Source organism: Maribacter vaceletii, assembly GCF_003634105.1.
GTDB lineage: Bacteria > Bacteroidota > Bacteroidia > Flavobacteriales > Flavobacteriaceae > Maribacter_B > Maribacter_B vaceletii.
The window spans coordinates 1,501,344-1,525,674 of record NZ_RBIQ01000007.1 but is presented as its reverse complement, the minus strand read 5'-3'; the positions used below and the strand labels follow the sequence as shown (position 1 = coordinate 1,525,674).

Annotated in this window: 24 protein-coding genes; 18 read left to right on the top strand and 6 right to left on the bottom strand. The window is 31.9% G+C overall.

The features are described 5' to 3' along the window. Positions 1-33: 33 nt before the first annotated feature. The 6 genes from CLV91_RS06245 to CLV91_RS06220 all read right to left on the bottom strand — a co-directional run bounded on the left by CLV91_RS06245 (position 34) and on the right by CLV91_RS06220 (position 5,852). On the bottom strand, positions 34-1,083 hold the full coding sequence (locus CLV91_RS06245; RefSeq protein ID WP_121065040.1) for an N-acetylmuramoyl-L-alanine amidase family protein: 1,050 nt from the start codon (positions 1,081-1,083) through the stop codon (positions 34-36). A 113-nt stretch (positions 1,084-1,196) separates the two neighbouring features. Further along, positions 1,197-2,465, bottom strand: a complete 1,269-nt coding sequence (locus CLV91_RS06240) for a POTRA domain-containing protein (RefSeq protein WP_121065037.1) — start codon at positions 2,463-2,465, stop codon at positions 1,197-1,199. A gap of 2 nt (positions 2,466-2,467) precedes the next feature. Further along, a complete protein-coding gene (locus tag CLV91_RS06235) occupies positions 2,468-3,196 on the bottom strand; it encodes a hypothetical protein (RefSeq protein WP_121065035.1) in 729 nt (242 codons plus the stop codon). A 1-nt stretch (position 3,197) separates the two neighbouring features. After that, positions 3,198-4,196, bottom strand: a complete 999-nt coding sequence (locus tag CLV91_RS06230) for a glycoside hydrolase family 113 (protein WP_121065032.1) — start codon at positions 4,194-4,196, stop codon at positions 3,198-3,200. Positions 4,197-4,238: 42 nt separating this feature from the next. Further along, positions 4,239-5,114 carry a hypothetical protein gene (locus CLV91_RS06225; RefSeq protein ID WP_121065030.1) on the bottom strand — a complete coding sequence of 292 codons (876 nt, stop codon included), beginning with the start codon at positions 5,112-5,114 and terminating at the stop codon, positions 4,239-4,241. Between the two features lie 24 nt (positions 5,115-5,138). Continuing rightward, complete coding sequence (locus CLV91_RS06220; protein ID WP_121065028.1) at positions 5,139-5,852, bottom strand: DUF547 domain-containing protein; 714 nt, start codon at positions 5,850-5,852, stop codon at positions 5,139-5,141. A 272-nt stretch (positions 5,853-6,124) separates the two neighbouring features. On the opposite strand from CLV91_RS06220, the gene CLV91_RS06215 reads away from it, so the two are divergent. The 18 genes from CLV91_RS06215 (at position 6,125) to CLV91_RS06130 (ending at position 24,255) form a co-directional block, all read left to right on the top strand. Next, positions 6,125-7,471 (top strand): NAD(P)/FAD-dependent oxidoreductase, encoded by a 1,347-nt coding sequence (locus tag CLV91_RS06215; RefSeq protein ID WP_121065026.1) that lies wholly within the window; start codon positions 6,125-6,127, stop codon positions 7,469-7,471. Positions 7,472-7,512: 41 nt separating this feature from the next. Further along, positions 7,513-9,111 carry a 4Fe-4S binding protein gene (locus CLV91_RS06210; RefSeq protein WP_121065024.1) on the top strand — a complete coding sequence of 533 codons (1,599 nt, stop codon included), beginning with the start codon at positions 7,513-7,515 and terminating at the stop codon, positions 9,109-9,111. 1 nt (position 9,112) lies between these two features. Next, positions 9,113-9,598, top strand: a complete 486-nt coding sequence (locus CLV91_RS06205) for a toxin-antitoxin system YwqK family antitoxin (protein ID WP_121065022.1) — start codon at positions 9,113-9,115, stop codon at positions 9,596-9,598. Beyond that, positions 9,598-10,287, top strand: a complete 690-nt coding sequence (locus CLV91_RS06200; RefSeq protein ID WP_121065020.1) for a glycosyltransferase family 2 protein — start codon at positions 9,598-9,600, stop codon at positions 10,285-10,287. Before CLV91_RS06205 ends, CLV91_RS06200 begins: the two co-directional genes overlap by 1 nt. Before the next feature lies 1 nt (position 10,288). Beyond that, positions 10,289-11,773 carry a cellulose synthase family protein gene (locus tag CLV91_RS06195; protein ID WP_121065018.1) on the top strand — a complete coding sequence of 495 codons (1,485 nt, stop codon included), beginning with the start codon at positions 10,289-10,291 and terminating at the stop codon, positions 11,771-11,773. A 56-nt stretch (positions 11,774-11,829) separates the two neighbouring features. Further along, the gene (locus CLV91_RS06190) at positions 11,830-12,435 is read left to right on the top strand and encodes an alpha-ketoglutarate-dependent dioxygenase AlkB family protein (RefSeq protein ID WP_121065017.1); all 606 of its coding nucleotides are present in this window, start codon (positions 11,830-11,832) and stop codon (positions 12,433-12,435) included. A 17-nt stretch (positions 12,436-12,452) separates the two neighbouring features. Next, positions 12,453-12,902, top strand: coding sequence for a DUF3291 domain-containing protein (locus tag CLV91_RS06185; protein ID WP_211333191.1), 450 nt, complete (start codon positions 12,453-12,455; stop codon positions 12,900-12,902). Positions 12,903-12,955: 53 nt separating this feature from the next. After that, a complete protein-coding gene (locus CLV91_RS06180; RefSeq protein ID WP_121065013.1) occupies positions 12,956-14,320 on the top strand; it encodes a glycosyltransferase 87 family protein in 1,365 nt (454 codons plus the stop codon). A gap of 219 nt (positions 14,321-14,539) precedes the next feature. After that, a complete protein-coding gene (locus CLV91_RS06175; protein WP_121065011.1) occupies positions 14,540-15,169 on the top strand; it encodes a GNAT family N-acetyltransferase in 630 nt (209 codons plus the stop codon). Between the two features lie 34 nt (positions 15,170-15,203). Further along, a complete protein-coding gene (locus CLV91_RS06170; RefSeq protein WP_121065009.1) occupies positions 15,204-16,394 on the top strand; it encodes an argininosuccinate synthase in 1,191 nt (396 codons plus the stop codon). After that, complete coding sequence (gene argC, locus CLV91_RS06165; RefSeq protein ID WP_121065007.1) at positions 16,387-17,361, top strand: N-acetyl-gamma-glutamyl-phosphate reductase; 975 nt, start codon at positions 16,387-16,389, stop codon at positions 17,359-17,361. Before CLV91_RS06170 ends, argC begins: the two co-directional genes overlap by 8 nt. A 94-nt stretch (positions 17,362-17,455) precedes the next feature. Continuing rightward, on the top strand, positions 17,456-18,250 hold the full coding sequence (gene proC / locus CLV91_RS06160) for a pyrroline-5-carboxylate reductase (protein ID WP_121065005.1): 795 nt from the start codon (positions 17,456-17,458) through the stop codon (positions 18,248-18,250). A gap of 40 nt (positions 18,251-18,290) precedes the next feature. Beyond that, positions 18,291-19,436 (top strand): aspartate aminotransferase family protein, encoded by a 1,146-nt coding sequence (locus tag CLV91_RS06155; protein WP_121065003.1) that lies wholly within the window; start codon positions 18,291-18,293, stop codon positions 19,434-19,436. A 47-nt stretch (positions 19,437-19,483) separates the two neighbouring features. Next, complete coding sequence (locus CLV91_RS06150) at positions 19,484-20,632, top strand: glutamate-5-semialdehyde dehydrogenase (RefSeq protein ID WP_394340486.1); 1,149 nt, start codon at positions 19,484-19,486, stop codon at positions 20,630-20,632. Between the two features lie 40 nt (positions 20,633-20,672). Beyond that, on the top strand, positions 20,673-21,440 hold the full coding sequence (proB, locus tag CLV91_RS06145; RefSeq protein ID WP_121064999.1) for a glutamate 5-kinase: 768 nt from the start codon (positions 20,673-20,675) through the stop codon (positions 21,438-21,440). Positions 21,441-21,465: 25 nt separating this feature from the next. Continuing rightward, positions 21,466-22,404: a Rossmann-fold NAD(P)-binding domain-containing protein gene (locus tag CLV91_RS06140; RefSeq protein ID WP_121064997.1), complete on the top strand. Its 939-nt coding sequence runs from the start codon at positions 21,466-21,468 to the stop codon at positions 22,402-22,404. After that, entirely contained in the window at positions 22,404-23,183 is a 780-nt protein-coding gene (gene argB / locus CLV91_RS06135) for an acetylglutamate kinase (protein ID WP_121064995.1), read from the top strand. The genes CLV91_RS06140 and argB overlap by 1 nt, the downstream gene beginning before the upstream one ends. 1 nt (position 23,184) lies before the next feature. Then, complete coding sequence (locus CLV91_RS06130; RefSeq protein WP_121064993.1) at positions 23,185-24,255, top strand: M20 family metallo-hydrolase; 1,071 nt, start codon at positions 23,185-23,187, stop codon at positions 24,253-24,255. Positions 24,256-24,331 lie beyond the last annotated feature (76 nt).

Below are 24,331 nucleotides of genomic sequence, written 5' to 3'. Positions count from 1 at the left end.
AGGTAATTTTACCCTCTTAAAATTTAATTTTTATTATCTTTTTTGGAAATCTAAAATAGCTCCTTCACTTATCCATTTTGCAAGTGCTTGTCTATTATCTGGTTCTAGAATTCTTTTTTGGTCTTTCTTATTTCTAATATTACCAATTTCTATAAAAGTCATTGCCGGCCATGTTTTTCTTACCATGTATAACTCTGTTCTATGCTCAAAAGTACCTGAGTACGTTCTATTTGGCTGGTACTTTTTATATTTTTTTTGGAAAGTCTTATGAATATTCTCTGCTAAATTTTTACCACTTTTACTTTTTTCATGGTGGTAAAAGAAAACATCTATATTTTGACCCTTACTTCTACTATCTACATGTGTAACAATTAAACGTTGGTATTGTCCTTTATGTTTTGTGTATAATTCATTTACAATATCTACACGCTGTTTTAATCTAGCAACTTGGTTTAGCGGAATAACTTTATTTTGGTACGCAACCTCATCATGGTCTATTTTTAGAATCCGTTTATCTCTTATACCGTCATTATTATCTCTTATAATAATATAAACAAGTGCTCCATGCGAAATTAATTCTCTTGCCAATCTTAAAGTTATATCATAAGCGTATTCATCTTCTGCAATAGGCTTACCTGCATAAGTTGCCATAGCCCCTGGATCTGGCCCTCCATGACCTGCAACTAAATAAAAAACGGCATTTTTTAATTTGCTACTTTTAATAGGTACTTTTCTATACTTTTTTCCAAAAATAGCATATCCTTTTCCTGTCTTTGGTAGAACATTAGGGATTGCTTTTTTTGTTTCTTCTAACGCTACTTTTGCTTCTACATTTGGTATTTTATATGTACGCCCTTCGTATACATGAATACTATCTCTAATATTATCTATATTAAGCGCTACAAAGGCATCAAAAGTTTCATATGGGTTAACTCCTTTTTTTCGTAACAGGGCATATATACCTTCTCCTTTTTCTGCAATAACAGTCTCCAAAGAATCTTTTTGAGCTACAACACTAAAAGAGAAGCATAGAAGAACAAACGTTATTACGTTTTTTAAAAAAAAGAGAGAGATAAATTTCATATAAAAAAGGATTCAAAAATGATGCCTAACTTTTTAAAGTTCTACATCAAAATTATATAACTTTTTTAAATGTAGTATAGGTTTTAAAAAAAGTAATTAAATTTTTATTCCTATTAAAAATATTGGCCAATACCAAAAACCAATCCGTGAGAGGAATTTTTAGTAATTCCGTAGCCATAATCTATCCTAAAAATGGCATTAAATATTTTTTTATGCATAAAGCGCAATCCTACTCCTGGGTAAATACGCAAGTTTTGGTCGTCACTAAAATCGCCGAAATCTCCTCCCGGATTTCTCCAAGAACCGCCATCTACAAATATATTACTTTGCAGAACAAACCAATCTTTATCTATTAGGGTGTGCCTATACTCTGAGTTAATAATTATTGCCGCGGTACCACGATCTATAGTATTACCTACTCCTCTTATATTTATGTTATTATCTACTGTAAATGGTGCAAAAGGTGTATTTACATTGGTTGCCAATCCTAAACGAACTCTACTGGCCCAGTTACCTTTTTCTTTAATTCTTTTATAGAAAGCAAAATCATTAAAACCTATTAAAAATTCTGGCAAATTTATATTTGGACTACCTACGTATTGAAAATTAAGATTACTTCTAAAACCAGATAAATATTGATAATGATATTTTATGTCTGAATAATTATAAATAAACTTAAATAAGTGCTTATTTACCTTTAATTCTTGAGGCACCGAAGCGTTTGTTGCTCCAGAAATATAATTATAATCTTCTCTAAACAGACTAAAACCAAGCTCTACTCTATTTTTAAAGTTTATTTGATATAATCCTAAAAGCTCTGCACCTTTATTATTATACTTATAATCTGCAGTAGTATCATCAAAAAAAACAGGTTCTTGTGTAGTTAAGTCTTTATAGCTAAATGCTAAACCTAATTTAGTACTAAACAAATATGGCGCTCTAATATTAACACCATAAGAATTAAAAACATCATATTGATAAAAACCACCTAAAGTAACACCACGGCCAAATAAATTAAACTCCTGCAAACCAAGCCTGAAAGCAAAATTATCATTAGATGAACTAAATAAATTTGCAAACGGAATTAAAGTTATATTCTCTTCTAAATGATAAATTACTTTACAGGTATTATCTATACTTTTAGTTACCTCAAAAGTTGCATTTGCTATAAAAGCTAATCTTTTTAAATGTGCAATGTCTTCTACTAATTGAGTAGAATCTAAACTTACACCTTCTTTTACTTTTATTAAGTTCATCACAAAAGAAACCTTGGTTCTCTTTGCTCCTGTTATTTCTACTTTAGAGATACTAAGCTGCTCTTCTTGAGCGTTACCTATGGCTACCATAAAAAATAGGAATAGAACAAGAATACTTTTATTCATAATTAAAATTGCGTGGTAAAAGGTTTTTCAGAAAATAAATTTACCCAATTATCTTCACTTACCCCCATTAAAGTAAAATTGTAATTGGTATTATTATTTAATTCTGGCGGATTATCTCTGGTTACATTTAATACTACATTATCTAAATTATAATAAATAAAATGGTTATTAAAAGTATAAGTACCAGACAAAAGGTTGTTTTCTGCGCTAGAGACAACTTGAAAATAAATTTTAGTATCTAAAAGACTACCATCTTCCCATGTAAAACTTGGCATTTGAGTACTGGCATCTATGGTAACGTTGTCTGTTAAATACTCTGTAGGTTTTGTAAATTGCTTTAGCCTTATAGGATTGCATAAATGCGTTTTCCCTTCTTCCTCAAAAGTAACAATAACCCATTTTTCGGAATCAAAATCAATATCAAACTTCATTAAATATCCATTAAAAACATTGGATAATGAGCTTTTTATTTTTGTGTAGTTTCTATAATTGTTCTTATCGTGGGTTTCTGTAGGTGTTGCATAACACTGTATGTTTATAGCCCTTGGTCTAGGGTATAAAAATATACTTACTTTAGATTCATTTTTGCCACTAGCTGCACAGGCAATTACATTATCAATAACAAAATCTTTTCCTTCTAAACTACTTTGTAATGTTTCCTTTGTCTCTTCTAAATCTTCAGAACAACTAACTAAGAAAGCACAGAATATAAAAAGAATGTAATTTTTCATTTTAATTATTCTTATAAAAACTTTTTATTATTTTTTCGGCTGGTTTATTCTGAGGTGTAAATCTATTATCCTTTTCTCCTCCTACATTTTTATAATCTAAAAACCATTTCCACACATAACCTCCCGCAAACCAATCTTCTTGCCAAAATTCTGAAAAAATTGCTTCTTTAGCATTGGCTTGTGCTTTTAAATTAACTGCTTCATCTGTACGATCTACAGTCCACGGTTTTTTAGCAGTATAGTCTACACTCCTATACCCGTATTCTGTAAAAATTATAGGTTTATTGTTACTATCAGATATTGCTTTCATTTTAATCTTCCAAGGTTGCCACCCTTGCTTTAACTCTTCTACAGTGGGTGTTTTAGACTCACACAGGGGGAAATAAGCATCTACCCCTATAAAATCTAGCTCTTTCCAGAAAGGTACTTTAGGGTACTCATCCCAATTTGCTGCGTAAGTTAATTTACCTTTATAAATACTTCTAATTTTTGTAATTAGCTGTCTCCAATAATCAGGTCTATGCACAACAAATTGCTCTAATTCTGTACCTATACAAAACAATTCTATTTTACTTTCTTTAGCTAACTGGGCATAGGTAATAATAAATTTCTCGTAAGAGTTTTCTAATGCAACCCAATCTTGCTCCGTTTTCATTTTAAGAGTTCCTGTAAACTCTCCTCTCCTTATCCAAATTTGAGGCTTAAGCATTACTTTTACCTTATTCTTATGTAAGATATTTACATATTGTTCTGCTCCATTTTTTGTTTCTCCAAACCACTGTCTTTCTGTATTAAAAAAAATCTCGGGAGAATTAATGTCTCTTATAAAACCAAAAGGCATTACTGCAGCATGGTTCGCATAAATATTTAAAACATTATTTACATTTTCTTGTGTAGCTTTTTCTCTTGAAGAGACAAAACTTACCCCATTAATTTTAGCACTTTTTTGACTGGCGCAAGAAATTTGCAATAACAAAAAAAGGAGCCCTATTTTTTTCATTCCTAATGATTAAGACTCCTAAAATACAGTAATTATTTTTTTCTATAAGATAACTCTAAGTCCCAAATTAAAAGTTTGTCCTAAACCGGTGTTGCTTCCTCTTAAAAAATTTGTGTATAAAGCTTCTAAATTTAAAGCATCTGTTAATTGGTATTTAACACCACCACCAGCTGCAGTAAAATCTTGTGTAAAATTATTTCCTAAATCTATTCGTTGGGAATGTTGTACTAATCCTAATATTGTAAACTTAGAGCTTGGAAAATAACTTAAAAACACACCTGGCGTAAGGTTTAAACTGTTATTTGCAAAACTCTCCTCTTTATCTCCAAAATTTAATTCAGAATTTAATTCTGTAAATAATTGCCATTTATCTCCTGGGAATGTATAATCGTAAAAGAATCTATTTTGCCATGTATACCCTTTTTGGTCAAGAAAAACACCATTTTCTGTCTCATTATCTACTAAAGGAATAAAAATAGAACTCTGAATACTAAAATTACTTACCGATTTAAATGGTACAAATTTTATAGAAGGTGCAATAGAAGTTAAACCAGAACGGGCTGTATTGTCTTCTCCATCAAACTTAAAAACATCTAATGCATCTCTACCTCCAATAACGTTTGAACGAAATTCAAAAATTGCCCCAACATTCCACCTATTATTTTCACCAACTCCTGTATATGCCTCTAATGTAGATGTAAAAAAAGTTTGTCTTGCTTCTTTTCCGCTACTAAAAGTACTTTCTGTTTGTGTGTACAAATTATTAAACCATTTAATATCTAATTGTCCTTTTCCAATTAATTTAGAAGGGGTGTATTGTTGAATATTACTTTTTTCCTGATCATCATCCTGTGCTATATTTATACTAGTAACTAAAAGAGCTGCTAATACAAGAGCATATTGTTTAACTAATTTCATTATCTTTTTTTTAGGTTGTTAATTTTATTTTAAATCGTTCAAGGTCCAGTCGTAAGGGTAATAAGATACCTTAGCTTTCATTGGCAATTTTTCTTTTTTATATTGATTAATGTAATCTACTAAAGAACCATTTTTAGTAAAATCTCCTTTATACCATTCAAAAATCTGAGAGATTTTCACTTTATTCTTATTTACCTGAATAAAACTGGGATCATTTAAAGCTTTGTTTGTTTGCATTTGCAACTGCTTTTCTAAAGTACTAGGTTTATATGCTTTATTAATTATTGGAGGGCATCCTAAACCAGCACAAACTAATACAAAATGAAAACGAGGTTCCATAGGAAAATTTCCTCTTAATAGCTTATTTTCAATATCATTAAGTGTAATGTTTTTACCTCCTACGTTGTGCTTTTTCTTGTCAAAAAAACCTGCTTTATCTAACGGTGATTTAATTGGGTAATTTTCTACAACACTATTTATTACATTAAGATTATAAGCATTTATCCAAAACGCTTGGTACTCTTTAGCATTCTCTTTATCTAACTTAAGACCATTTGCTATATTTAAGATTTCATTTAATTCTTTTGTATCCTTTTTTATTTCTGAATATGCTACTCTTCCATTTTTTACATGCTTACTAAAAAAATTATCTGCTTTTGTAAAAAATACATCTGTGCTTTGGGCATTACTTTTATAGCTTATTAGACATAATACTGCCAAGATTACTACTTTTTTCATTTTAACTATTTTATATTATTTATTTGCTTTTTAAAAGAAAAACACGACTAAAACTATAATTCTAGTTGTAATAATTCACATTATATTAAACTTAGATGTAAATTTCTTATAGCTCTGTCGTTCTAAATTTTAAAACTTAACAAAGCTTCGTTTTTCTTTCTGTTGCCAAAGAAACTTTAAAAGTATCACACAGTTATCACAAAAATAATTTCTAAAATTTAGTTAAGTTTTTATAAGTAACTTCGACTTAAACCAAATAACCAATCAAATTTATGGAACATATAGTCATTATAGGTAATGGTATTTCTGGGGTAACTGCTGCCCGCCATATTAGAAAATTATCCAACAAAAAAATTACTATTATATCTGCAGAGACAGACTATTTTTTCTCTAGAACTGCTCTTATGTATGTGTATATGGGTCACATGAAATTTGAACATACGCAACCTTATGAAAACTGGTTTTGGAAAAAGAATAGAATAAATTTAGTTAAAGGCTACGTAACCTCTATAGACCATAAAAACAATACCCTAAAAATTAAACATAACACCGATATAGTTTATGATAAATTAATTATAGCCACAGGCTCTAAACCAAATAAATTTGGGTGGCCAGGGCAAGATTTGGGTGGTGTACAAGGGTTATATTCCAAACAAGATTTAGATACTTTAGAAAAAAATGCACCTAATAAAGAAACTTGCAAAAGAGCTGTTATTGTTGGCGGAGGCTTAATAGGTATAGAAATGGCCGAAATGCTTCGTAGTAGAGATATTCCAGTTACATTCTTAGTTCGTGAAAATAGTTTTTGGAACGGGGTTTTGCCTAACGGAGAATCCCAAATGATAAATGAACATATTTTAGAACACCATATAGACTTACGTTTAGAAACTAATTTAGTTGAGATTTTATCAGATGAAAATGGCAATGCCAGAGCAATTACTACCGATAAGGGTGATACTATAGAATGTACTGTAGTTGGCTTAACTGCTGGTGTTTCGCCTAATATTAATTTTTTAAAGGATTCTGGAATAGAATTAGGTAGAGGCGTAAAAGTAAATAGAATGTTAGAAACTACAATTCCTAATATTTATGCCATTGGCGATTGCGCAGAACAACATGAAGGCATTGGTAACCGAAGACCTATAGAAGCAGTTTGGTATACTGGTAGAATGATGGGGGAAACTCTTGCGCAAACCATTTGCGGCAACCCTACAGAATATAAACCTGGCCATTGGTTTAACTCTGCTAAATTTTTAGATTTAGAATACCAGACTTATGGTTGGGTATTTAGCGAACGTGGAAAAAAAGAAGAAGAACAACATTTTCATTGGAGACATGGAAAAGAAAAAATTTGCGTAACCATTGCTTACCATAAAAACACCAAAGCCTTTCTAGGTATAAATACTTTTGGCATTCGTATGCGCCATACCATTTTTGACCGCTGGTTAACTGAAAGCAGAAGTATAGAATATGTTTTAGAATATCTTAAAGATGCAAATTTTGACCCCGAGTTTTACGCAAAATACGAAAAAGAAATCCTGCAAAAATATAATCAAGAAAACGGTACAAACATAACTCCAAAGAAAAAAAGCTGGAAAAGAATTTTTAGCAAAGCCTAAACATAACTATTTACAATAGGTACAACAATAAAGCATTTAAAATGAAAGCAATAAAAAACATAGGTCTTGTAGTATTCCTAATTGGTTTAGGAATTTTTACTGCCTTAACTGTAATTGGGAAATTTACGGTTAACCAACAATTATTTGATGAAATTCTAGTAGAGAAAAAAATAAAAAGCGAAATTTTTATTGAAAACTTACAGAAGAATTTAGTGGATAAAGATTTTAACAGCATGTTATCCTTATCTCCTATTGTTGTAAATGCTTTAGAAAGTGCTAACGCAAAACACAAAAAAAACAAAGAATACAAAAAAATAATATATACCAACCCTCATGATATGGCTGCCTACATTGGCAAAAAATCTGGCAGCGGCTATATAGCAAACAATAAAGGTACAATGTGGTTTTTAACCTTTGGACTTGGCATTATTGGCGCGCTTATGTTTATTTTACCAAACGTTATTTTACTAGGAAAAAAAGGCATTAAAAATGACGGAATTTACCACGAAAGTGCAACAAATCGTAAATGGATTGCTTGGATGGTACTTGTCTTTTTAGTTGGTTTTTATCTAATCCTTTATTTCCGCTCAGAATATGCTGTAAATTGGACATTCATTGTAGATCCAATTAGTGAATTTCTTAGTGGTAATCCTGCCGGGCATTGGTTTGTTTATGGTTTTATGTATTGTGCGGTTATGACCGTTATGGCAGTACGTATGTATATAAAATACCGCCATAATATGTATCAAATTGTACGTACCACATCTGTATTATTTTTTCAGATTGTGTTTGCTTTCTTAATTCCAGAGATAATGGTGCGTTTGCAAATGCCTTACTACGATTTTAAAAATGCCTTTCCTCTAGACTATGATTTCTTTTTTCAATGGAATTTAAAATCACTAATTAATAGTGGAGGTATAGGAATGTTTATTCTTATTTGGGGTATTGTTCTAACTTTAGTTATAGTTCCCGTAATGGTATACTTTTTTGGAAAAAGATGGTATTGTTCGTGGGTTTGTGGTTGTGGCGGACTTGCAGAAACTTTAGGAGATCCTTACAGACAACATTCTAGTAAATCTTTATTTTCCTGGAAAGTAGAACGTTGGCTAATACATGGAGTGCTACTTTTTGCAGTGATAATGACGGGTTTAACCCTGTATAGTTTTTTTGCAGAAACTGGAACTATAGTAATAATCAAAGATATACTTTCCTTAAAAGTACAAAGCATTCAAAATCTATATAGTTTATTAATAGGTGCTGTATTTGCAGGAGTTATCGGTACTGGTTTTTATCCTATTTTTGGGAATAGAGTATGGTGTAGATTTGGTTGCCCCTTAGCTGCATATTTAGGTTTTGTACAACGTTTTAAATCTCGTTTTAGAATCACGACCAATGGAGGTCAGTGTATTTCTTGTGGCAACTGTTCTACCTATTGTGAACAAGGTATAGATGTTAGAGCGTATGCACAAAAAGGAGAAAACATTGTGCGTTCTAGTTGTGTAGGTTGTGGGGTTTGTTCTGCGGTATGCCCAAGAGGAGTATTAAAATTAGAAAATGGTCCTGAAGAAGGACGTATTAATCCTACCGAGGTGTTACTAGGGAATGATGTTGATTTAATGGAATTAGTTAATAAAAAATAAAATGATTTTTAAAATACCAATGATGGCTCTTCTTTGCCTTTTTCTTAACCTAAAAGAAAAAGAATACGCTACTTATCAAAAGGAATTTTATAAAACAGGAAAAATTAAGTCCGAAGGTTGGCTCAAAAACAATACAAAAACAGGATATTGGAAATTTTACCATGAAAATGGGGTTGTTTCTAAACAAGGACATTATTACAATGGTAAAAAAGAAGACTATTGGTATTTTTACAGCAAACATAATGTTCGTTTAAGAGAAGGTAATTATGAAAACGGACAAATGATTAAATGGTGGCTTTTTTATGATACTAAAGGAGCTATTGTCCATAAATGCCAGCTTACCAATGGAGTAAAAAATGGGTACTGTTTAAAGTATAAAAATCAAAAAATAACTGCTGCCGTAAGATATTCTAATGGTAAAAGAATAAAAGAATGGACTAGCTTTTCAAGTTTTAAGAAAGAAAATAAACTATCTGATTTGTATTAATGACCAATATAAAAGTTATTATCCCTGCTTTTAATGAAGCAGATTCTATTGCACATGTAATAAAAGAAATACCATCTTTAGTCTCCGAAGTTATTGTGGTTAACAATAATTCTACAGACAATACCGTAGAAAATGCTAAAAATGCAGGAGCTACGGTTTTAACAGAAACAAAAATGGGTTACGGTTATGCCTGTTTAGCAGGTATGAAATATGTAAGTACGCAAGAAGTAAAACCAGATATAATTGTATTTATAGATGGTGATTATTCAGATTACCCTGAAGAACTCACTAAAATAATACAACCAATTATAGATAAAAAAGTAAACTTTGTGGTAGGTGCTAGGGTAAAAGAATTAAGAGAAGAAGGTAGCATGACACCACAACAAATTTTCGGCAATTGGTTAGCAACCAGTTTAATGAAGTTGTTTTTTAGGGCAACATTTACAGACCTAGGGCCGTTTAGAGCTATAAAGTACCATACACTATTATCTTTAAATATGGAAGATAAAACCTATGGTTGGACCGTAGAAATGCAATTAAAAGCTTTAAAAAAGAAAATAGCATATACCGAAGTACCAGTACGTTACAAAAAAAGAATTGGCATCTCAAAAGTGTCAGGAACAGTAAAAGGTAGTATATTTGCAGGCATAAAAATATTAGGTTGGATATTTAAATATAGTATGAAATAAAATGGGACTAACAATTGCTTACATCATTATTGGTATTTACAGCATTGCGTTATTGTTGATATTCTTCTACAGTTTAGCTCAGCTTAACCTATTAGTTAATTACTTAGGTTATAAAAGAAGAAACCAAACCGCTCCAAAATACAACCTATTAGACCCAAAAGAAATTCCGTTTGTTACCATACAACTTCCTGTTTATAATGAGGAATATGTAATGGACAGATTGTTAGAAAATATTGCAAAATTAGAGTACCCAAAAAGCAAATTAGAAATTCAGGTTTTAGACGATTCTACAGATGAGTCTGTTCACGACACAGCAAAGCATATAACAAAATTACAAGCTACTGGCTTAGACATAAAACACATTAGAAGAGAAAACAGACAAGGATTTAAAGCTGGTGCTTTAAAAGAAGGGCTAGAAATTGCAAAAGGAGATTTTATTGCCATTTTTGATGCCGATTTTTTACCAGACCCAGATTGGTTAAAAAAGACTGTCATCTATTTTAAAGATGAAGAAATTGGTGTTGTACAGACGCGTTGGGGGCATATAAATAGAGACTATTCTACCTTAACTCGTATACAAGCTTTTGCTTTAGATGCACACTTTACTTTAGAACAAGTTGGCCGTAACGCAAAAGGACACTTTATTAATTTTAATGGTACTGCAGGTATTTGGCGTAAAGATTGTATTCTAGATGCTGGTAACTGGGAAGGAGATACACTTACTGAAGATTTAGATTTAAGCTATAGAGCCCAATTAAAAAACTGGAAGTTTAAATATTTAGAAGATGTAGAAACTCCGGCAGAATTACCTGTTGTAATTAGCGCTGCTCGTTCCCAACAATTTAGATGGAATAAAGGTGGTGCAGAAAACTTTAGAAAAACCGTTACAAGTGTTGTTTCTTCTAAAAACATTCCTTTTAAAACTAAGTTTCATGGTGTAATGCATTTGCTTAACAGTTCTATGTTTTTGTGCGTTTTTATAGTTGCTTTGTTAAGTATCCCTATGCTTTACATTAAAAATAGTTATGGACATTTAGGGTGGGTTTTTGAAGTTACAAGTTTCTTTATTGTAAGTACTATAATTCTATTTATCTGTTATTGGTTTACCTATAAAAGCATACAAGGCAGTAGTTTTGATAATTTTATTGATTATATAAAACTATTTTTTACCTTTTTCTCTATTGCTTTAGGCTTTTCTTTACATAATTCTATTGCTGTTTTAGAAGGGCATATGGGAAAAAGGAGTGAGTTTGTACGTACTCCTAAATTTAACTTAAACAACCTTACAGATAGTTGGAAAGGAAATAAATACCTAACCAAAAAACTTTCTCCAAACATGATATTAGAAGCGGCACTTATGTTATATTTTCTTTTTGGAATGTATAGCGCTGTACCGTTAAATGATTTTGGTCTTTTTCCTTTTCATTTTATGCTATTTCTAGGCTTTGGCTACGTCTTTTTTAAATCGCTTACTGCTAGAGCATAAATTGGATTCCTTTTAACCATTCTTTTTCTTAGATTGCAATAATCTAACGCTAGAAAATGGATTTATTTAATACGGATTCTACTCCAAATATTTTACCTTTTGATGGTGAAGTATTTTATTATGGTACTATTTTAGACCTTTCTAAATGTCAATATTATTTTAATACTCTCTACAATACCATTGAGTGGAAACCAGATGAAGCAGTAATTTTTGGAAAACGCATTTTTACAAAACGTAAAGTAGCCTGGTACGCAGAAAAATCTTTTGAATACACCTATTCTAATAGCACAAAAATTTCTTTACCATGGACAAAAGAGCTTTTAGAACTAAAAAATCTTGTTGAAGATAAGACTGGAGAAACTTATAATTCTTGCTTATTAAATCTTTACCATAATGGCGAAGAAGGCATGGCGTGGCATAGTGATGGTGAAAAAGATTTAAAGAAATATGGCACTATAGCCTCTCTTAGTTTTGGAGCCGAAAGAAAATTTCTTTTTAAGCATAAAGACACTAAACAAAAAATTAGTATTGTTCTAGAAAAAGGGAGTTTATTAGCAATGAAAGGAACAACCCAAAAAAATTGGTTACACTGTTTACCACCTACAAAAAAAGTATTTACCCCTAGAATAAATTTAACTTTTAGAACCATAGAAGCTTCTTAAAACAAAATTAGAATATAATGGAATACCAATTAGCAGAAATTAATGTTGCTAGAATAAAAGGAGTAACTATAGACGACCCTATAATGAAAGAGTTTGTAGATAACTTAGATACTATAAATACCCTTGCAGAAAATAGTGATGGCTTTATATGGCGATTAAAAGACGAGACTAATAACGCAACAAAACTTAACCCATATAATGACGTTCAAGTTATAATAAACATATCTGTCTGGGAAAATGTAGAAGCTTTAGGAAACTATGTTTATAAGACGGTACACAGTGATTTTTTAAGAAGACGTAAAGAGTGGTTTAAAAATTATGGAAATGTAAGTACCGCTATGTGGTGGATTCCTGAAGGAAAATATCCAACAGTAGAAGAAGCAGTAGAAAAACTTGCCGAGCTTCAAAAAAATGGAGCAAGCTCTAGTGTTTTTAATTTTAAAAATCCATATTCAAAACCTAACTAAAAAACAATCTCTATTATTGGGTTATTCGTATATTGCAATAAACCAACTTACGTATGTGGAGGCAACTCACTTCCCATTGGAAGCTACATAAATATTCTATCCTACTTGTACTAGCAAGCATTACTTTATATGCATCCTTTGCTTATAATTTACATAGAGAAGACTTTATAAAACTTCTTACCCTCAGTATTGCATTATTTTTCCTCTGCTATAAAATTATACAATTTCAAAAATGGAATTTTAAATTCTTATTAGGTGCAGGAATCCTTTTTAGGCTCGTTTTTCTTATAGCTGAACCAAACTTATCTCAAGATTTTTATCGTTTTATTTGGGACGGAGAACTAATAAACAATTTTAAAAACCCTTATTTATATTTACCTAAAGTACTTATCGAACAAGAAGACTTAATAATTGCTAATGCTCATGAGTTATATAAAGGCATGGGAGATTTAAGTCCAAAATTTTATAGTAATTACCCGCCTTTAAACCAGCTAATATTTGCAATTACAGCTTTTTTGGGTGGTAAAACAATACTTGGCTCTGTAATTGTAATGCGAATTACTATTGTTCTTGCAGATATTGGTATTGTTTATTTTGGACGTAAACTTTTAAAAAACCTTAATCGTTCTCCGCATTTAATATTCTGGTATTTTTTAAACCCATTAGTACTAATAGAACTTACTGGAAATTTACATTTTGAAGGTGTTATGCTCTTCTTCTTTATCTGGTCTTTATATTTATTATCTATAGACAAATGGAAATCTAGTGCTATAGTCTATGCCCTTTCTATTATGGTGAAATTGGTTCCTCTTTTATTTTTACCATTGTTTTTAACCCATTTTAAATTTAAAAAAAGTGTCCAGTTTTACGGCATAGTTGGCATAACCACTGCTACTCTTTTAATGCCTTTTTATTCTTCTGAATTTATTACTAATTACTCCGAAACTGTAGGGCTTTGGTTCTCTAATTTTGAGTTTAACGCAAGTATTTATAATACTATAAAATATATTGCTATAACATTTTTAGATGCTAAGCCTTGGGAACTAATAAAATCTTACGGAAAAATAACCCCTATAGTTACCATAATTACGGTACTCCTTTTTACTTTTTTAAAAAAAAACAAAGATTTAAATACACTTATAGCCTCCATGTTATTTACGCTAACTATTTATTATTTTATTTCTCCAACAGTGCATCCTTGGTATATAATTTTTTTGGTTCTTGTTAGCTTATTCACTAATTATAAATATGCCATAATCTGGTCTGCTGCAGTAATTTTAAGTTATTGGGCTTATGGTCAGCCAGATTTTAAAGAAAATTTAAGCCTTCTTAGTATTGAATATATTACAGTATTTGGAGTTTTCATTTATGAATTAGTAACACAACGTAACAAAAAGCGCCTTTTTTGTAAAAATTAAACAGTTAGTGTTGTTGTTTCAGTATAATTTGTACATTTGGTGTCTAATGAAAACAAAAGCACATACATATGTAAACATCTGGGCAACTGCTTCAGCATGTTCTTTTGTTCCCACTCGCCGCCGCCCGTAGGGGTGTGTAATATTTATGGAAATAGGTGAGTCCATTTCCCTTCTCGAAAACAATAAGTTATTCATTATTTTTAATAAAACAAGCATTCAATGAAAATTGTAATTGCTAATACATCACATTTTAAATACGCTCAACTTATTTGCGATACCATTGGGGAATCTGCAAAAGTAAGAGGTACCGGTATTGCAAAACGTACTCCAGAATATATTCAAAAAAAATTGGAGAATGGTAATGCTGTAATTGCTTTAGATGGCGATAAATTTGCAGGTTTCTGTTATATAGAAGTTTGGGGGCATGAAAAATTTGTTGCCAATTCTGGACTTATTGTTCACCCTGACTATAGAAATCAAGGGCTAGCAAAAAAAATTAAAAAAGCGGTTTTTGACCTCTCTAAAGAAAAATTTCCTGATGCTAAAATATTTGGTATTACTACCGGATTAGCGGTAATGAAAATTAATTATGAGCTAGGATATAAACCTGTTACTTTTTCTGAGCTTACCGATGACCCAGAATTTTGGAAAGGGTGCCAAACCTGTAAGAATTTTGACATCTTAACTCGTACCGAAAGAAAAATGTGTCTTTGTACCGGAATGTTACATGACCCAAAAGCAACATCAAAAAAAGAAAAAATACAAGAACCAGAAAAAGTAAATAGCAAGGCTTTTCAAAGGTTAAAAAAGATTAAGGAACAATTATTCCTAAAAAAGAAACAAAAATAGATTTTCCGTTTTACGGGAGTAAATAATATATAGAATGAAAAAATTAGTTTTAGCATATAGTGGAGGTTTAGATACATCCTACTGTGCAAAATATTTATCAAAAGACAAAGGATTTGAGGTACATGCTGTAAGTGTAAATACTGGTGGTTTTTCTAAAGAAGAAATAGCTACTATTAATTCTAAAGCTATAGATTTAGGAGCTACTAGTTATACTTCTTTAGATGCCGTACAGACTTTCTATGACAAAGTGGTTAAGTATTTAATTTTTGGCAATGTATTAAAAAACAATACATACCCACTTTCTGTAAGTGCAGAGAGAATAGTACAAGCTATTGAGATTGTAAATTATGCTAAAAAAATTGGTGCAGAATATATTGCCCACGGTAGTACTGGCGCTGGAAATGACCAAGTAAGGTTTGATATGATTTTTCAAATCATTGCTCCAGAGATTGAAATTATTACTCCAATTAGAGATAACAAGTTATCTAGAGAAGCTGAAATTGCTTACCTAAAAGAAAACGGTGTTGACTACTCTTGGGAAAAAGCAAAATATTCTATAAATAGAGGGCTTTGGGGAACTTCTGTTGGTGGTGAAGAAACCTTAACTTCTAAAAATGCACTACCAGATAGTGCTTATCCTAGCCAATTACAAGAGAAAGAACCTACAGATGTAAAACTTACTTTTGAAAAAGGAGAATTAGTTGCTATTGATGGAGAAAAAAATAACCCAGTTGCAAATATTGAAAAACTAGAAGCAATGGCTTCTAAATACGCTATTGGCAGAGATATTCATGTTGGTGATACTATTATTGGTACAAAAGGTAGAGTTGGTTTTGAAGCTGCCGCTGCATTAATAATAATAAAAGCACACCATTTACTAGAAAAACACACACTTAGCAAATGGCAACAATACCAAAAAGAACAACAGGGTAATTTCTACGGAATGTTATTACATGAAGGAAATTATTTAGACGAAGTAATGCGAAATATTGAAGCCTTCCTTACAGATACACAAAAGAATGTTTCTGGGGATGTTTTCTTAAGCTTATACCCTTTCCAGTTTAGATTAAACGGAATTTCTTCTAAACACGATTTAATGACCGATGCCTTTGGTAGTTACGGTGAAGTTAATAAAGGATGGACAGCAGATGATGCTAAAGGATTTATAAAAATACTTTCAAATTCTGGTAAAATATATAACCACGTAAATCAACAAAATGATTAAAGTAGGAATTATTGGTGGCTCTGGTTATACGGGTGGAGAGCTCATCCGAATTTTATTAAATCATCCGCAAGCAGAAATAGATTTTGTGTATAGTACCACAAGAGCTGGTAAAAAAATCACCAGTGCTCATGGCGATTTATTGGGTGTTACTGACCTTGCTTTTACTGGTGATGTAAATCTAAATGTAGATTTGGTTTTCCTTTGTTTAGGACATGGTAATTCTACCAAGTTTTTAAATGCACATGCATTTTCTAAAGACACCAAGATTATAGATTTAAGTAATGATTTTAGGTTAAATGCGGATGAAACTTTAAACGAAAGAACGTTTGTTTATGGGCTTCCAGAATTAAGAAAATCGGAAATTCAGAAAGCAAAGAACATTGCTAACCCAGGATGTTTTGCTACTGCTATTCAATTGGCATTATTACCATTAGCAAAAGAAAACAAATTACAACAAGATGTACATATAAATGCAGTTACTGGCAGTACTGGTGCAGGAGTTAGCCCATCTGCGACATCCCATTTTAGCTGGAGAAATAATAATGTATCTTGGTACAAACCGTTTACACACCAACATTTAGGAGAAATTGGTGAAAGCTTAGAAAGCTTGCAAGAAAATGTTGGAGAGTTGTTTTTTCTTCCTAATAGAGGAAACTTTACAAGAGGAATTTTAGCAACTGCTTATACTAAATATGATGGAGATTTAGAAAGTGCCAAAGCTATTTTTAGTGATTTTTATAAAGATGCACTTTTTACACAAATTTCTGATGAAGCTATTAATTTAAAGCAAGTTGTAAACACCAATCAGTGCCATATTCATTTACATAAACATGGTGATACTTTATTAATTACTTCTGCCATAGATAACCTTTTAAAAGGTGCATCTGGGCAAGCAGTACAGAACATGAATTTAATGTTTGGGTTTAATGAAAGTGAAGGACTTAATCTAAAAGCAGGAGTATTCTAAACGAGTAAAAAAATAAAATTTAAACCATCAAAGTTGTACAATTTTAAGGTATTAAAAACTTAATACTCTGTACTAACCACTTAATACTAAAAGTATGAAAGTAGCAATCATAGGAACTGGGAATTTAGGATTAGCCATTGGTAAAGGAATATTAGATAGTAACGGAGCTAGCTCTATGTACCTTACCAAAAGAAATCTAGATGACATTAAAGAATACGCTAGTTATGATAAAGTAGTTTTAACAAGTGATAACAGAGAAGCTGTTAAAAATTCTGACGTCTTAATATTTGCTATTCAGCCACGTCATTTAGAAGCTATACTAGAAGATGTAAAAGATTTATTGACTGCAAACCATATAATAATTTCTGTAATTACTGGATTTAGCATTTCGCGTATAGAATCTATTGTTGGAAGTGATAAAAATATTATTAGAAGCATGCCAAACACTGCTATTGCGGTAGGTAAATCTATGACTTGCATGTGTAGTAATGCTATTGGCAAAAGCAAAATTGCTATTGCACAATCTATTTTTGATAAGGTAGGAGCTTCTATGGTTATTCCGGAAGAGCAAATGCAAGCAGCTACCGTAATATGTGCAAGCGGAATTGCTTTTTGGATGCGTTTAATACGTGCTACTACCCAAGGAGCTATACAATTAGGTTTTGAAGCTAAAGAAGCCCAAGAACTAGCAAAACATACTTGTGATGGTGCTGCTGGTTTATTATTAGCATCTGGCAATCATCCAGAAGAAGAAATAGACCGTGTAACCACTCCAGGAGGATGCACTATTGAAGGATTAAATGAAATGGAACACCAAGGCCTAAGTTCTTCCTTAATTCAAGGAATTGTAGCATCATTCGAAAAAATAAATCAAATTAAAAAAGGGTAAAGTTGCTCACAGCGCACTCTTAAAAAGGAAAGTATATATTATGAAATTATTTGATGTTTACCCACTTTACAATGTAACTCCTATTTCTGCAAAAGGAATGGTCGTTACAGATGATAAAGGGCAAGAATATTTAGATTTTTATGGTGGGCACGCTGTAATTTCTATTGGTCATGGGCACCCTCATTATGTAGAAAAAATAAAATCCCAATTAGATAAAATTGGCTTTTATAGTAACGCAGTACAAAACCCTTTACAGGTAAAACTTGCTACTAAATTAGGAAAGTTATCTGGTTGTGAAGATTATAATTTATTCCTCTGTAATTCAGGAGCCGAAGCAAATGAAAATGCTCTAAAAATGGCCTCTTTTAAAACAGGAAAATCTCGTGTAATTGCCTTTAAAAACGGCTTTCACGGAAGAACTTCTGCTGCCGTTGCAGCAACAGATAATGAGAAAATAAACGCACCTCTTAACAAGCAACAAAAAGTAACTATTTTACCTTTTAATGATATTACTGCTTTTACAGCCGAAATAGAAAAAGGAGATGTTTGTGCTGTTATTTTAGAAGCTATTCAAGGTGTTGGTGGTTTAGAAGAACCTACTTCAGAATTTTTTCAAAAAATAGCTACGTTAGCTAAAGAAAATGGTGCTCTTCTTATTGCTGACGAAGTACAATGTGGCTTTGGAAGAAGTGGTAAATTCTTTGGTTTTCAGCACCATTGGGATGCTGAGCGTAGCCAAAGTATACAACCAGATATTATTAGTATTGCTAAAGGAATGGGAAATGGTTTTCCTGTTGGTGGAGTACTTATTCATGAAAGCATAGAAGCTTCTTATGGTATGTTAGGAACTACTTTTGGTGGCAACCATTTGGCTTGCGCTGCTACAACAGCTGTTTTAGAAGTTTTAGAGAATGAAAATTTAATAGAAAACGCAGCTAAAATTGGTGCTTATTTTAATGAAAAAGCTAAAGAAATTCCGCAAATAAAAAGTATTAAAGGGAAAGGTTTAATGCTCGGAATCGAATTCGATTTTGAAGTAGGAGAACTACGCAAAAAAATGATTTATGACCAGCATATTTTCACAGGAGGTGCTATGAATAAAAAATTACTACGTTTTTTACCAGCCCTAAATTGTACCAAAGAACATATAGATATATTTTTTAATGCACTTAAAGAAGAATTATAGTGAGTATTCTATTAAACATACAAGAACGTAATGCTGTCCTGCTAACTATGGCAGAGCTAATTCTAGAGCATAAATCGGAATTATTAAAAGCTAATATCACAGATTTGGAATCCTATAACGGCGATGATATTTCTATGCGTGATCGTCTAAAGGTAGACCAGGATAAAATAGACGGCATGGTATTATCCTTAAAGCAACTTGCTAACGAGCCAGACCCTTTAGGGGTTGAACGTTTTGCCTTCACGCACGACAATGGTATTCAAGTAAGTAATAAAACAGCTCCTTTTGGGACTATTTTAATTATTTACGAATCTAGACCAGATGTTACTATTGAAGCTGCAGGTATTGCATTTAAATCTGGAAACAAAATACTTTTAAAAGGTGGTAAAGAATCCGTAAACAGTAATTTGGTGTTAGTAAATTTATGGCACAAAGCTTTAGATGTACATAATTGCGCCAAAGACTGGGTTACTTATTTACAATTTGATAGAAAACAAACACAAGAATTTTTAGAAAATCCGACCCAAAAACTAGATCTAATTGTACCAAGAGGAGGGGAAAGACTAATTGCTTTTGTAAAACAATATGCCACTTGCCCTGTTATTATTAGTGGGCGTGGCAACAATTTTGTTTATATAGATACTGAGGCAGATTTGCAAATGGCACTAGATATTATCATAAATGCAAAAACAACAAAAATATCGGCATGTAATGCATTAGACAAAGTACTTATAGCAGCAAATTTACCAAGAAAACAACAATTTGTGCAACACTTAATGGCTGAACTTAAGAAAAGTAACGTTGAAATTATTACAGACGAAGCTTTCTCATCACTAGAAGGAACATCAACCATTAAAGATGAAAATATTTGGTATCAGGAGTTCTTAGATTATAAAATTGTTTTTGGTCAAGTCCCTTCTTTAGAAGATGCAATTACTAAAATTAACAAATACGGAGGCGGTCATTCCGCAGCAATTATAACCGCAAATAAAGATACCGCTAATACCTTTATGCAGTTGGTAGATACTGCTGCTGTGTACCACAATGCATCTACAAGATTTACAGATGGTGGGCAATTTGGCTTAGGAGGAGAACTAGCGATAAGTACCGATAAATTACACCAACGTGGACCAATAGGATTACAGCATTTAGTAACCAATAAATGGTACATTTTAGGTAATGGGCAAATAAGATAAAGGCATTCTCTTTATAATCAAGGAAGATGAAAAAATAGGCATGAAGAAAAAAAGAATCTTACTTAAAATTGGTTCTAATACCCTAACTAAAGAAACCGACCATATTTCTAGAGGTAAAATCGAGGATATTGGAAGGCAAGTTGCTAGTTTAAAAGAAGACTACGAATTTATAATTGTTAGTTCCGGAGCTATTGCTGCAGCTAAACAGTTCGTAAAACTAGAGCATAACGGAGAAGAAATTAATGTTAAACAAGCTTTAGCATCTATTGGACAACCCCACCTTATGCGAATTTTTCAAGAGAACTTTAGAGAACTAGGCCTTTTTACATCGCAATGTTTATTATCTTATTCAGATTTTGAAAAAAAAGAATCGCAAATCAATATTAAAAACACTATTGATGTATTAGTATCTAACAACTTTATTCCAATTATTAATGAGAATGATACCGTTTCTACCGATGAAATAAAATTTGGAGATAATGATAAGTTAGCAGCACTTACGGCAGCATTATTACAAGCCGATTTGTTACTAATTGCAACCAATACAGACGGTATTTACACAAAGGAATCTATTAATAATAACCTACCAAAAACTATTACTGCGGTTAGTGATTTAACTATATTAAAGAATGAAATTAGTGATGAAAAATCATCGCATGGTACTGGCGGAATGCAATCTAAAATTGAGGCTGCAACCATAGCTCAAAAAGCGAATATTGAAACATGGATTGTAAACGGATTAAAAGAAAATTTTATTCTAGACGCCATTAATAATAAAAGTAATTTTACAAAAGTAACCCAAGAATAATAGGTTACACTTTAATACCTTTTAAATGAAAAACTATCTTTCTATAAACGATATTGATTCTCTTCCAAAACTAGTAGAAGAAGCTAAAAACCTTAAAAAAAACCCAAAAGCCAATGTTGCTCTTGGTGCAAATAAGACTATTGGTCTTCTTTTCTTTAATAACTCTTTACGTACCCGTTTAAGCACGCAAAAAGCTGCAACAAATTTAGGTTTAGAAGTAATGGTTATGAACTTTGGTAACGAAGGTTGGGCATTAGAATATGAAGATGGTACTATCATGAACCAAGGCACATCAGAACATATAAAAGAAGCTGCTCAGGTTGTTTCTCAATACTGCGATATTATTGGCATTAGAGCATTTGCAGGACTAACAGACAAAGAAAAAGACAAAGCCGAAGTGGTTTTAAATGGCTTTAAAGAATATGCTTCTGTTCCCATTTTAAATATGGAAAGCTCTGTTGGGCACCCTTTACAGGGCTTAGCAGATGCTATTACCATAGACGAAAATAAAACAAAGAAAAGACCCAAAGTAGTTTTATCCTGGGCACCGCACCCTAAAGCATTACCACATGCAGTAGCTAATTCTTTTATAGAAATGATGCAGTTACAAGATGCAGAATTTGTTTTAACACACCCAAAAGGATACGAGTTAGACCCTAAAATTACAAATGGTGTAACCATAGAAAATAACCAAGAAAAAGCTTTAGAAAATGCCGATTTTGTTTCGGTAAAAAACTGGAGTAGTTATGCCAATTATGGAAAAGTTTTAAATCAAGATGAATCTTGGATGATGACTAAAGAAAAATTAGGCAAAGCAAAATTTATGCACTGTTTACCTGTTCGTAGAAATGTCGTAGTTAACGATGCTGTTTTAGACAGTGAACAATCTATAGTTATACAACAAGCAAATAATAGAACGTACGCTGCACAAATAGTACTTAAAAAAATATTAGAAAACCTATAATGAAAGAGAAACTATCTATCGTAAAAATAGGAGGTAATGTAATTGAAAACAAAACAGAACTTGCTAAATTTTTAACCTTTTTTTCTCAACTAAAAGGAGCAAAAATACTAGTACATGGTGGGGGTAAACTAGCTACGCAATTAGCATCCAAACTAGGAATAGAATCCCAAATGGTAAATGGTCGTAGAGTTACAGATGCTAAAAGCTTAGAAATAATTACCATGGTTTATGGCGGGTTAACTAATAAAAACATAGTTGCAAGCTTACAAGCAAATGGAACTAATGCTATAGGTTTAAGTGGTGCCGATGGTAATGTTATACAAGCTCATAAAAGGCCTGTAAAAGAGGTAGATTTTGGTTTTGTTGGCGATATAGATGGTATAAATGCAGATTTTTTAAACACACTTATTACCTCTGGTGTAACTCCTGTTTTTTGCGCCTTATCTCATGATGGCGAAGGAAACATCTTAAATACAAACGCAGATACTATAGCATCTGAAGTAGCAATTGGGATGAGCAAATTATATAATACTACTTTATACTATTCCTTTGAAAAAAAAGGAGTTTTAATGCGTATTGAAGATGAAGATTCTGTGGTAAAACATATAGATTCTAACAAATACAAAGAGCTTTTAGAACAAAAAATAATTGCAGATGGCATGCTTCCTAAACTAGAAAATTGCTTTCATGCATTACAAAATAACGTTGGTAAAGTCTGTTTAGGAAATATTGAAATGATACAACCAAATGCTAGCTTATTTACAACAATAACATTATAAGATGGAACAGAAAGCACTAACAGAAAAAGCCATTTCTTTATTAAAAGAGCTTATAAGTATAGAATCTTTTTCTAAAGAAGAAGATAAAACTGCCGATGCAATTGAGGCATGGTTCACTAGTTTTTCTATTCCTTTTACTAGAGAAAATAATAATGTTTACGCAAAAAACAAATATTGGGATGATAGCAAACCAACCTTATTATTAAACTCACATCATGACACCGTAAAGCCCAATAAAGCGTACACTAGAGATCCTTTTTTACCAGAAGTAATAGATGGTAAATTATACGGTTTGGGTAGTAATGATGCTGGTGGATGTTTGGTGTCACTACTCGCTACATTTGTTACTTTTTATGCCAAAGAAAACCTCAGCCATAATATTTTAATGGTGGCTTCTGCTGAAGAGGAAAATGCTGGAGTAAATAGCCTACGCGGCTTACTACCTAGTCTACCAAAAATTGATGTTGCTATTGTTGGCGAGCCAACACTAATGCAATTAGCAATCGCAGAAAAAGGGTTGGTAGTTTTTGATGCTGTTGTAAAAGGAACACCATCACATGCAGCGCACCCTAATGATAATAATTCTATTTATAATACTATTGAGGTTTTAGATTGGTTTAAGAATTATAAATTTGAAAAAACTTCTGAAGCTCTTGGAGATGTAAAACTTACGGTAACACAAATAAATGCCGGTAGTCAGCATAACGTAGTTCCAGCACAAGTAGAACTTGTAATAGATGTTCGTGTAAACGACAGCTACACCAATAAAGAAATTGCAGATTTATTAAAAGCTGAAGCCCCTTGTGAAATTCAAGAACGTGGACTTAAACTAAACTCATCCAAAATAGATAAAGACCATGCATTGGTAAAAAGTGGTGTAGCATTAGGAAGGAGTACCTATGGCTCCCCAACCCTATCCGACCAAGCAGCATTAACTTGTCAATCTGTAAAATTGGGGCCAGGAGATAGCACCCGTTCACATTCTGCCGATGAATTTATTTATGTAAATGAAATTGAAGAAGGTATAGATTTATACATTAAAATATTAGAAGGATTTTTAAAACAGAATTAAGTACTAAGTACAAAGTATTAAGTTTTTCTTAATCACTAACTTTGTACTTAGTACTAATTACTTAATACTTAAAAAA

What these genes read in the sequence shown, in the direction of transcription:
- CLV91_RS06175 (WP_121065011.1), top strand. Translation starts at nt 14,540, where the DNA reads ATGAAAATTGTAATTGCTAATACATCACATTTTAAATACGCTCAACTT.
- CLV91_RS06225 (WP_121065030.1), bottom strand. Translation starts at nt 5,114, where the DNA reads ATGAAATTAGTTAAACAATATGCTCTTGTATTAGCAGCTCTTTTAGTT.
- CLV91_RS06150 (WP_394340486.1), top strand. Translation starts at nt 19,484, where the DNA reads ATGGCAGAGCTAATTCTAGAGCATAAATCGGAATTATTAAAAGCTAAT.
- CLV91_RS06130 (WP_121064993.1), top strand. Translation starts at nt 23,185, where the DNA reads ATGGAACAGAAAGCACTAACAGAAAAAGCCATTTCTTTATTAAAAGAG.
- proC (WP_121065005.1), top strand. Translation starts at nt 17,456, where the DNA reads ATGAAAGTAGCAATCATAGGAACTGGGAATTTAGGATTAGCCATTGGT.
- CLV91_RS06240 (WP_121065037.1), bottom strand. Translation starts at nt 2,465, where the DNA reads ATGAATAAAAGTATTCTTGTTCTATTCCTATTTTTTATGGTAGCCATA.
- CLV91_RS06140 (WP_121064997.1), top strand. Translation starts at nt 21,466, where the DNA reads ATGAAAAACTATCTTTCTATAAACGATATTGATTCTCTTCCAAAACTA.
- argC (WP_121065007.1), top strand. Translation starts at nt 16,387, where the DNA reads ATGATTAAAGTAGGAATTATTGGTGGCTCTGGTTATACGGGTGGAGAG.
- CLV91_RS06170 (WP_121065009.1), top strand. Translation starts at nt 15,204, where the DNA reads ATGAAAAAATTAGTTTTAGCATATAGTGGAGGTTTAGATACATCCTAC.
- CLV91_RS06230 (WP_121065032.1), bottom strand. Translation starts at nt 4,196, where the DNA reads ATGAAAAAAATAGGGCTCCTTTTTTTGTTATTGCAAATTTCTTGCGCC.
- CLV91_RS06215 (WP_121065026.1), top strand. Translation starts at nt 6,125, where the DNA reads ATGGAACATATAGTCATTATAGGTAATGGTATTTCTGGGGTAACTGCT.
- CLV91_RS06180 (WP_121065013.1), top strand. Translation starts at nt 12,956, where the DNA reads ATGTGGAGGCAACTCACTTCCCATTGGAAGCTACATAAATATTCTATC.
- CLV91_RS06190 (WP_121065017.1), top strand. Translation starts at nt 11,830, where the DNA reads ATGGATTTATTTAATACGGATTCTACTCCAAATATTTTACCTTTTGAT.
- CLV91_RS06195 (WP_121065018.1), top strand. Translation starts at nt 10,289, where the DNA reads ATGGGACTAACAATTGCTTACATCATTATTGGTATTTACAGCATTGCG.
- CLV91_RS06205 (WP_121065022.1), top strand. Translation starts at nt 9,113, where the DNA reads ATGATTTTTAAAATACCAATGATGGCTCTTCTTTGCCTTTTTCTTAAC.
- CLV91_RS06200 (WP_121065020.1), top strand. Translation starts at nt 9,598, where the DNA reads ATGACCAATATAAAAGTTATTATCCCTGCTTTTAATGAAGCAGATTCT.
- CLV91_RS06155 (WP_121065003.1), top strand. Translation starts at nt 18,291, where the DNA reads ATGAAATTATTTGATGTTTACCCACTTTACAATGTAACTCCTATTTCT.
- proB (WP_121064999.1), top strand. Translation starts at nt 20,673, where the DNA reads ATGAAGAAAAAAAGAATCTTACTTAAAATTGGTTCTAATACCCTAACT.
- CLV91_RS06210 (WP_121065024.1), top strand. Translation starts at nt 7,513, where the DNA reads ATGAAAGCAATAAAAAACATAGGTCTTGTAGTATTCCTAATTGGTTTA.
- CLV91_RS06220 (WP_121065028.1), bottom strand. Translation starts at nt 5,852, where the DNA reads ATGAAAAAAGTAGTAATCTTGGCAGTATTATGTCTAATAAGCTATAAA.
- CLV91_RS06235 (WP_121065035.1), bottom strand. Translation starts at nt 3,196, where the DNA reads ATGAAAAATTACATTCTTTTTATATTCTGTGCTTTCTTAGTTAGTTGT.
- CLV91_RS06185 (WP_211333191.1), top strand. Translation starts at nt 12,453, where the DNA reads ATGGAATACCAATTAGCAGAAATTAATGTTGCTAGAATAAAAGGAGTA.
- CLV91_RS06245 (WP_121065040.1), bottom strand. Translation starts at nt 1,083, where the DNA reads ATGAAATTTATCTCTCTCTTTTTTTTAAAAAACGTAATAACGTTTGTT.
- argB (WP_121064995.1), top strand. Translation starts at nt 22,404, where the DNA reads ATGAAAGAGAAACTATCTATCGTAAAAATAGGAGGTAATGTAATTGAA.